This window comes from Thermodesulfobacteriota bacterium (genome assembly GCA_040756475.1).
In the GTDB taxonomy this organism is placed as follows: Bacteria; Desulfobacterota; Deferrisomatia; order Deferrisomatales; family JACRMM01; genus JBFLZB01.
The window spans coordinates 1-7,368 of record JBFLZB010000217.1 but is presented as its reverse complement, the minus strand read 5'-3'; the positions used below and the strand labels follow the sequence as shown (position 1 = coordinate 7,368).

Sequence of the window (7,368 nt, the reverse complement as noted above, 5' to 3'; positions counted from 1 at the left end):
CCCTCCCTTAGCCATCGGCTCTTCGTCCGGAGAAATGCGTTTTGCGTGAGTTGGCGTGTTCCAAGGGGGGCTGTCTGTCATTCCTCCAAGCGCGTACCGGTCAGGACCGCCAAGCGCTCCGGGTGCGCGTACACCTCTTCGAGAAGCCAGTCGAAGGCCTCGTCATCCTCCAGGGCCTCCTCCTCGAACTGCTCCAGAAACGGGCGGTCGGCGTCCAGCATCCTGTCCATGGGCTCCTCCGGGGTGGGGGGTGCGTGGCGGCCAGGGCGGGCACATGTACCCGAGAAGGGGGAGCCCGTCAACCCGCGCGTGGCGAACGCTGAGGGGGCGTCCTGCCACGTCCCCACCTGCCCCCCGCTTCCGGGTCGGCCCATGGACAAAAAGCCGCCCAGGGCGAAGGCAGAGCCCTGGGCGGGAGAGGAGACCGGCCGGGACGGAGGTACCGGCGGTCCGTGTGCGCCCTCCGGGGGGCGATCAGTTCGAACGGGAGCGGGCCACGTATGCGGCAACGATCCGGGCCACATCCTCGGCGGCGGTGCGGCCCTGCCGAGCGTAGTCCCCCCAGCACGCCCGCAGCGCGTCTGCCAGCTCTGCCACGGTGGCGCGGACTTCCTCAGCATCAACGCCCACCTTGCCGGCGACGAGGGCCTCTCGAAAGAGATCATCGTGCTCGCGGAGCACGTCGAAGGGGACCTTCTGCCCTTTGGCGAGGGCTCGCCGGCAGAGTTCTTTGTGGAACGCTGCTTCGCAGCCGACAAGGTACGGCATCGCCTTCAGTTTGCCGAAGGCTTCTGCGTTCTTCCTGAAACGCGGGTCCAGCATGGACTTTTCGAGGGTCTGAATCATCGGTGTCACCTCCGGAGAAGTAAGTAGTTCGCGCGCACCCTCCATGTACCACACCCCGGCCGATGTGTAGAGCAGTTTGCGCCGTTACCCGTGGTCCGCGCCGCAAGTGCAGAGAGCGCGGGCGGTCGCCTGCTGGATCAAGGCGGTTTGCAAGTTGAAGCCCTCCTCCACTTGCAGGAAGTGGCGCCGCTGTCCTTCGGAGAGCGTCTCCGTGAAAGCGTCGAGAACGCCGTCGAACTCGGGATTCGCGGCCCTCGTAGCCTCCAGGGAGATCCGGTCCAGGGCTTCGGGGGTGGTGCGGGGGCACGGAAACATGCTTCCTCCTCGGCCTGTCGGCCTGTCAGCCGGGCCCCGAATCCCCGGAGCCCGGATCGGTTACCGCCGCAAGTACCGCTCGAGGTCGGCCCGCAGAATCCTCCAGCCCTTCCCCACCTTCCGGGCCGGAAGCTCGCCGTCTCGCAGGAGCCGCCGCGCCGTGGCGGGCTTGATGCGGAGAACCTCCGCGACTTCCTCCAGGGTCAGGACCGCGGGGCGGCTCCAGGCGGGAGAGGCCGTGTCCACCGGCGGCTCCCCTCCTCCACCTTCGGGGCTCCGCGCGGCGACGGGGGAGTCCTCCCCTTGCTCGGGCCCTTCGTGGTCCGCGGGGGGCCTCTGGAGCGGGAACGGGCGCGGCCGGTCGTCGACTGCCGCGGGCGTCTCCTGGGGTTCCGGACCGATCGCCCGCAGGCTGGCCTCCACGAATCGCCGAGTTGTGCCCTCCGGGTCGAGGATGCGCCGTACTACGAGCTGCGCCACTTCAACTGGAAGGCCGCGGAGAAAGAGACCCGGGTACGGCTGCATGGAGAGACGGCTGAACCCGGATGCCGCCTCGAGCACAAAGGCATCGGGCGCGGAATTGAGGTCCAGGGCCTCGGCTGCTCGAATGAGGTCAGGGCCCACGGCGTTTTGTAGCGCGCGGCGATCCATCCCTATCCTCCCTCCCCCCCCATGGGCTCCACCTCCTCACCCCGAGCGCTGGCGATGGCGCCGCGGGCGGCCTCAGCCCAAGGGGCTTCCGGGTGCGCCCCCACAGCGATCTCCAGGGCTGCCAGAAGCTCCGGGGCCGCGGCCATGAGCCGGCCGTCGGCTTCCGGGTTGGGGGCGTCGTTCCAGACGCGGGCGAGATGGTAGCCGTCGGCCATGATGCTTCCGGCCGTGTAGCCCTCGAAGCCGGGTTCCTCCGGCAGGTTGTCGTCGCCCGGGACGAAGACCCAGGGCTCAGGGGTGTGCTTGCTCATGGTCGGTTCCTCGTTCGGTTCGTGCGACCGCCACCAAGGCTACCCCGCCTCCCTGTCCCCGCACAACTCTTTATGTGCGTTTTTGCTTGTTATATCAAGCATTTGGGCGTTTTTGTTCGTCGGCGTCCGGAGGGGTCGGTTCGTGCTTCCCACGGGTTCGTGCTGGTTCGAGTACGAACCGAGTCCGAACCCCGCACCCGCGCCGCACTTCCGCTTGCCACGCGCATTTGCGATGGATCGGTTCGGGGTACGAGCCCCCGCGGCCAGCCCTACCCGCCCACAGCCGGCGCCCTTCGGCAAGCGCGGGAGCCCTTCACGAGGTCCCCGACGACGGAGGCGTTGCGAGCCGCGGCGCCCTGCGAGAGTTTCCACGCCCGGGCGACGATCCTTGAGCGGTGCTCGGCAACAAGTTCGTCCGCCCGCTCGAGTAGCGGTAGGACGTCCGCCCCCGTCAGGTCCAGAAGAGCCGCCACCATGTCAACGTCGCCCTTCCACGCGGCTTCGGCGTCCTCCCGCACTCCACCTGCAAGCATCGCCTCGGCGCAGGGCCCGGCCAGGGCGACCACGGCGAGGTCCCGCGCATCGGCCGGGAAGCCGGTCTCCATCGCCCCGCCGTCCGCCGTGAAGCGTGCGGCCACCGACACGGGCACCCCAAGGACCCGGGCCGCGATCTCGTGCCCCGCTTCGTGGACTGCGATCCGCCACCTTCGCGCGAAGTCACCCATGACGCTGCCCTCTCGTGACGCCAAGTGTCGTTTGATACGACTGGCCCCAGACGTAGGTGTGGGCTACCCGCTCCACGAGGTACTGGTCGCCCCCGAAGACGATCCCGTCCCCGGCCCGGTAGGCAGGGCTTCCCTTCACCGTGAGCTGGCCGTTGCGGTAGAGGTGGTTGCGGCGGTACCAGTTCCACACTGCCGCCCCCCGCGCCGCGGCCTTCTGGATTTCGTCGGGCTCCGAGGGCTCGTAGGCGCGCGTCCCGAAGGGCGTGAAGATGGTCGCCACGTGCTGCCCCCGAAGCCCATGCCGATGCACGCTGGCCTCGTCATACGAAAGCAGCCCGCGATCCACCACCCGCAGCATCCCGATGGAAGCCTCCCGGGCCCCAAAGACGGAGAGCTGGGGGTCAAAGTAGACCCAATTCGTCCGCTCGGTGTCGTCCCGACCCAGGTTGTACGCCGCAGCATGGGAGTCCGGGATGTCGTGGAGCGTCTCCCGGGTCAGCCGGCCCGTTTCGTCGTGAAAGGGCGCCCGCTCCAGAACGACGTGGAGCTTCCCGTCTTCGCCGGTCTCGGTGTGAAGGACGTTCCAGGGCCGGTTTGAAAGCCGCTCCAGGACCTGCCAGACGCTGCCCTCGTGCCACGCCACGGTATAATCCAGGGTCTGCCAGTCGTCCGCGGCCTCCACGCGGTCCAGGGCGACCCAAGTCTTGGTCCACGGGACCTGAAGATGGAGGTAGGTCTGGACGACGCTTCGGATGAGCTGCGACGGCGTACCCGACACTTGCAATCCCTGGTCGATACGCTTGATGAACTCGTCCCCGAAGAACTGGTCGAAGCGCGCGATGTCCCACGAAGCGTTGTGCTGCAAGAGAATCTTGCCGAGGTCGAACCCGGAGATCTGAAACGATCTTCGCGGAGTACCGGAGGAATCGAGCGAAAGCGCCTCGGCAAGGCGGTTGATCTGCCCCACCAAGACGGGCCGCAGCCCCGTGCCGTCGCCCGCGTCGAGGTCGATCGTCACGAGGTCGTTCGGGGTGACGGTCTCCCAGAAGTCCGCGAGCTTCGCCGTCGTCACGAGCGAGAACCCGCCGGCCACCTGGCCGTAGGTCTTGGAAGTCGAGATGCTGACCACGTCAGCGGAGATGTCCACCTCGGCGGCAAAGGTGTTGGTCGCGTCGTGGTAGCGGCGCACGCAAACCCGGTGGTCCGGACGAAATCGGTCAACGTTCATGGCGTTTTCCTCTCAAGTGGGGGGGCGTTGATCCCCGTAGGCTCCGGAAAGAACTCCGGCCACCCTTCGCGGAGCGCTGCCAGCCTGTCCGAGTACCCGTTCGCCCCGGGGGAGCACAAGGCGCAGGGGCACCCGGGGGTCACGGGCCACGGTGGGATGCCCGGCGGCCATTCCTCCGCGGGGTGGGCGATCTTTGCCGAAGGGTCCGAAGGTGTACTGCCAAAACTGACAGAACCTATCTCGGGGGGGATTTTGTCAGTTTTGTCAGTACCCTCCGGGGGGCTTTTCAGAAAACGGAGGCGCTCAAGGGCGCTGGCGTAGCTCACGGTTCCACCTCCCCCAGGAGTGCCGGGTGGACGTGGTAGGTAACGGAGGGCCGCCCCCCTTCCTCGCCAGGGCCGGCCACTTCGGCCAGGACGCGCTCCAGGTCGGTGAGGTAGTCCAGGGCCCGAGCGGTCCCTTGCGGGTCCAGGAGGCGCCAGCCCCGCCGGTACACGTCGCGGGCCGTGAACTGCGCTCCCAGGTCGCCCCGGAGGATGCGCCGGTCCAGCTCCCGAGCGGCCTGTAGTCCCGGCTCGAGGGCGGGGGCGTACAAGCGCCGAGCATGGGCCTCCAGGTACTCGCCCCAGGCGAGGGCCTGGGCCAGGGGGACAATCCCCACCGGGCCGGCTCCGCCGTCGGCCAGGTGGGACAGGAGGGCGAGAGAGGGAACCAGGCTGCGGTACTTCGCGAGGTGCGCCTCGAAGGCGGGGTGCTCTTCGTCGGCCCGGAGGCGTCGCTCCAGGGTCGCGCGCCAACCATCGAAGGCCTCTTGAGCTTCGGGGGAGAACCGCACGAAGGGGAGCCCGTCCTCCTCTTCGGCCCCCAGTGGCCGGGGGTCGATCCGGTCCAGTCGCTCGAACACGGCCCAGGCGTTCCGCCTTGCGGCCGAGTCGGGCCAGCGGTCCACGTTGCGCCACTCCCCCGAAGAGTCTGGCCAGACGACAACCTGAAACCGTTGCAAGAGGCCGTCGTCCCCCGTCCCGCCTTGCAGGGTTGCCCGCAGGTAGTCTTGTAGTGGTCCGGGTTGGATTCCTCCGAACACGGACAGGCAGGCGGCCTCGATCTCCACCGTTCCCCTGCCGATCCGGTCGAAGGTGAACCGGCCCGCCCCGTTCCACGCCTCAAGGTAGAATGCCCGGGCCCCTTCCTGGCCTTCCTTGTCGAGGTTCCGAAGAAGCCCCACCAGTTCGTCCCGGTAGACCAAAACGCCGCGGGGGTTCGCGGCCAGAAGCTCCCCGAGCTTTTCGATTGTGGTGTCGTTCGTGACGTACCGGCGCCGCTCGGGGGCCGCGCCGTCATCGGCCACCACGGAGAGGGCCAGGGACCGCGCGGCCGCGTCGTCCCCCCTCTTGAGGGCCTTCCGGATTTCTTCCTTGGCGGCCTTCGCCGCTTGCTCCCCCACCAGGGCCCCCGCGTCGTGTTCTCGGGTCGCCGCGTCGTGCGCCTCCCGGGCCAGGGCTTCCAGGCGCTCGAGGGGCTTCATCACCTCGCGGAGGGCCGGGCTCTTCATGGTCGATGGCCGCCCCACCACGCCGCCCCAGAGGTTCGGGGTCACGGTCCAATCATCGCGCCTCTTAGGGCGGATGCCGATTTGCCGGCCCACCACGGCGGAGAGGGCCACCATTGCGCCGGCCGCCGGGAAGTCGGGGGGGCATTGCATCCTGTCCGCAACGTCCCCCACCCATGCCCCGAAGGCCTCGGGGAGCATTTCCAGGGCGAGGGGGGGGACGGCAGGAAGGGCCTCGGGGAGGGGTTGGGGTCCCTCCGTTTTTGAGAAAGGGCCCCGGGCGGTACTGACAAAACTGACGGAACCCCCCGCGCCGGGGGTTTCGTCGGTTTTGTCAGTAGGCAATTCGGCCGCGTCCACCACCACCGCCTCCCTCGCCGCCCGCTGGAAGGCGGCCAGGAAGCCGGTCGGGTCCGTCTTGTGCCAGGCGTTCGGGTCTTTGTGGCCGTGAGCCTGCATCTGGACCGCGCGCAGCTCACCGGACCACCCGAGTTCCCGGAGCCGGGCCGCGATGCCACGGCGGAAGGTCTCGCCGCCTCGGTCGGGCTCCTGGGTCAGGTAGACTCGTCGGATGCCCTCCAGGTGTGCCGCCTCCAAGATCCGGGCCATGTCGGCGCCCGGGATGCCCAAGGCGGGGATGTCGTGGCGCCAGAGGGTCCAGGCGTCCGACTCGCCCTCCACAAGGACGAGGCCCCCCCGCTTGCGCGCTTCCGCCAGGCGGTCCAGCCCGTAGGGGATCGGCTTCGATCCCTTCGGCCAGGCGGAGCCGTCGCCAGCCCGGAGGGCATACCGGAGCCGCGCTACCGCCTCTTGGCCGTCGGGGTCGCGGTAGGGGATACGGACTCCACCGTTAGGGAGGTCGGCGCAACCGAGGGAGCGGAGGAAGTCGAGCGGAAACCCCTTGTCTCGGGCGAGGGCCTCTAGGTCGATCCGCTCCCGGGAGGGGCGCTTCGCTCTCTTCCCGTTCGGGCCCATGAGGTCGGAGGGCTTGAGCCCCAGGGCTGCTACAACGGCCTCGAAGCTGCACCCGGCAAAGCACTTTAGGAGGATGCGGCCGTCGTCCCCCTCGTGAACGCTGAGGGAGGAGCGGTCATCGTCGTGCGCCGGGCAGCGGGCTACCCACCCGGAGCCGTTCGGTGCCACGCCTTGAAGTTGGGCAGCGAAATCGGCAGCGGTGAGGTGCGTTGCGTAACCGCCGGGCGTCTGGTATTCTGCGAGTGCGTTGGTCGGCTCTTGCGGCCCCGGGATCGCACCCCGGGGTCGCGCCGCGTTCGGGGCCATGGTCAGGCGGCCCCGTCTGCGGATCGCGGGTCGCAGGTGCGTTCTGCGACGTACCTCTCGAGCGCCTCGGGCGAGTACCGCACCGATCTCCCGAGCTTGATGTACGGGGGCCCTTCGCCGCGGCTTCTCCAATTTTGGAGCGCGCGCACCGTCATTCCGAGCTGCGAGGCTGCCTCCCGCTCCGCCACCAGGTTCGGATTTCTTCCCCTGCCGTTGCCGTCCATGACCGCCTCCCTACTGACTGCTATCGCGGTGCGCACATCCTCCGCTCGTTACTGATTCCGCCGGAATCCGCTCCGGCTCCGCGGTGCGCTGTCGATGGTCAGAGCATGGCAGGGGCGGCGATGAGGGATAAGGGGGGTTAGGAGCAAACTGTGGTCCGCACAGTTCTTGTGCAAACTAGGTCGTCTTTAACCCGTTTGCGTCAGCTTAGAGGGCGATCTTGGGGCCAGAAAGCATGCG

The 7,368-nt window shown here is 68.4% G+C and carries 9 protein-coding genes; all 9 read right to left on the bottom strand.

All coding sequences use genetic code 11. From position 1 onward, the window contains the following. Nucleotides 1-77: 77 nt before the first annotated feature. On the bottom strand, nucleotides 78-230 hold the full coding sequence (locus AB1578_20655; GenBank protein ID MEW6490307.1) for a hypothetical protein: 153 nt from the start codon (nucleotides 228-230) through the stop codon (nucleotides 78-80). Nucleotides 231-474: 244 nt separating this feature from the next. Continuing rightward, the gene (locus AB1578_20650) at nucleotides 475-846 is read right to left on the bottom strand and encodes a hypothetical protein (GenBank protein ID MEW6490306.1); all 372 of its coding nucleotides are present in this window, start codon (nucleotides 844-846) and stop codon (nucleotides 475-477) included. 84 nt (nucleotides 847-930) lie between these two features. Then, nucleotides 931-1,161 carry a hypothetical protein gene (locus tag AB1578_20645; GenBank protein ID MEW6490305.1) on the bottom strand — a complete coding sequence of 77 codons (231 nt, stop codon included), beginning with the start codon at nucleotides 1,159-1,161 and terminating at the stop codon, nucleotides 931-933. 60 nt (nucleotides 1,162-1,221) lie between these two features. Further along, nucleotides 1,222-1,812, bottom strand: a complete 591-nt coding sequence (locus AB1578_20640) for a helix-turn-helix domain-containing protein (GenBank protein ID MEW6490304.1) — start codon at nucleotides 1,810-1,812, stop codon at nucleotides 1,222-1,224. A gap of 2 nt (nucleotides 1,813-1,814) precedes the next feature. Then, nucleotides 1,815-2,123: a hypothetical protein gene (locus AB1578_20635; protein ID MEW6490303.1), complete on the bottom strand. Its 309-nt coding sequence runs from the start codon at nucleotides 2,121-2,123 to the stop codon at nucleotides 1,815-1,817. A 269-nt stretch (nucleotides 2,124-2,392) separates the two neighbouring features. Next, on the bottom strand, nucleotides 2,393-2,848 hold the full coding sequence (locus AB1578_20630) for a hypothetical protein (GenBank protein ID MEW6490302.1): 456 nt from the start codon (nucleotides 2,846-2,848) through the stop codon (nucleotides 2,393-2,395). Next, nucleotides 2,841-4,076 (bottom strand): hypothetical protein, encoded by a 1,236-nt coding sequence (locus AB1578_20625; protein MEW6490301.1) that lies wholly within the window; start codon nucleotides 4,074-4,076, stop codon nucleotides 2,841-2,843. The genes AB1578_20630 and AB1578_20625 overlap by 8 nt, the downstream gene beginning before the upstream one ends. Before the next feature lie 322 nt (nucleotides 4,077-4,398). Beyond that, entirely contained in the window at nucleotides 4,399-6,768 is a 2,370-nt protein-coding gene (locus tag AB1578_20620) for a DUF3987 domain-containing protein (GenBank protein ID MEW6490300.1), read from the bottom strand. 140 nt (nucleotides 6,769-6,908) lie between these two features. Then, the gene (locus AB1578_20615) at nucleotides 6,909-7,130 is read right to left on the bottom strand and encodes a helix-turn-helix domain-containing protein (protein MEW6490299.1); all 222 of its coding nucleotides are present in this window, start codon (nucleotides 7,128-7,130) and stop codon (nucleotides 6,909-6,911) included. Nucleotides 7,131-7,368: the final 238 nt, after the last annotated feature.

Bases quoted from the DNA above. Each gene is read 5' to 3' on its own strand.
- AB1578_20635 (MEW6490303.1), bottom strand. From the start codon at position 2,123: ATGAGCAAGCACACCCCTGAGCCCTGGGTCTTCGTCCCGGGCGACGAC.
- AB1578_20625 (MEW6490301.1), bottom strand. From the start codon at position 4,076: ATGAACGTTGACCGATTTCGTCCGGACCACCGGGTTTGCGTGCGCCGC.
- AB1578_20655 (MEW6490307.1), bottom strand. From the start codon at position 230: ATGGACAGGATGCTGGACGCCGACCGCCCGTTTCTGGAGCAGTTCGAG.
- AB1578_20630 (MEW6490302.1), bottom strand. From the start codon at position 2,848: ATGGGTGACTTCGCGCGAAGGTGGCGGATCGCAGTCCACGAAGCGGGG.
- AB1578_20645 (MEW6490305.1), bottom strand. From the start codon at position 1,161: ATGTTTCCGTGCCCCCGCACCACCCCCGAAGCCCTGGACCGGATCTCC.
- AB1578_20640 (MEW6490304.1), bottom strand. From the start codon at position 1,812: ATGGATCGCCGCGCGCTACAAAACGCCGTGGGCCCTGACCTCATTCGA.
- AB1578_20650 (MEW6490306.1), bottom strand. From the start codon at position 846: ATGATTCAGACCCTCGAAAAGTCCATGCTGGACCCGCGTTTCAGGAAG.
- AB1578_20615 (MEW6490299.1), bottom strand. From the start codon at position 7,130: ATGGACGGCAACGGCAGGGGAAGAAATCCGAACCTGGTGGCGGAGCGG.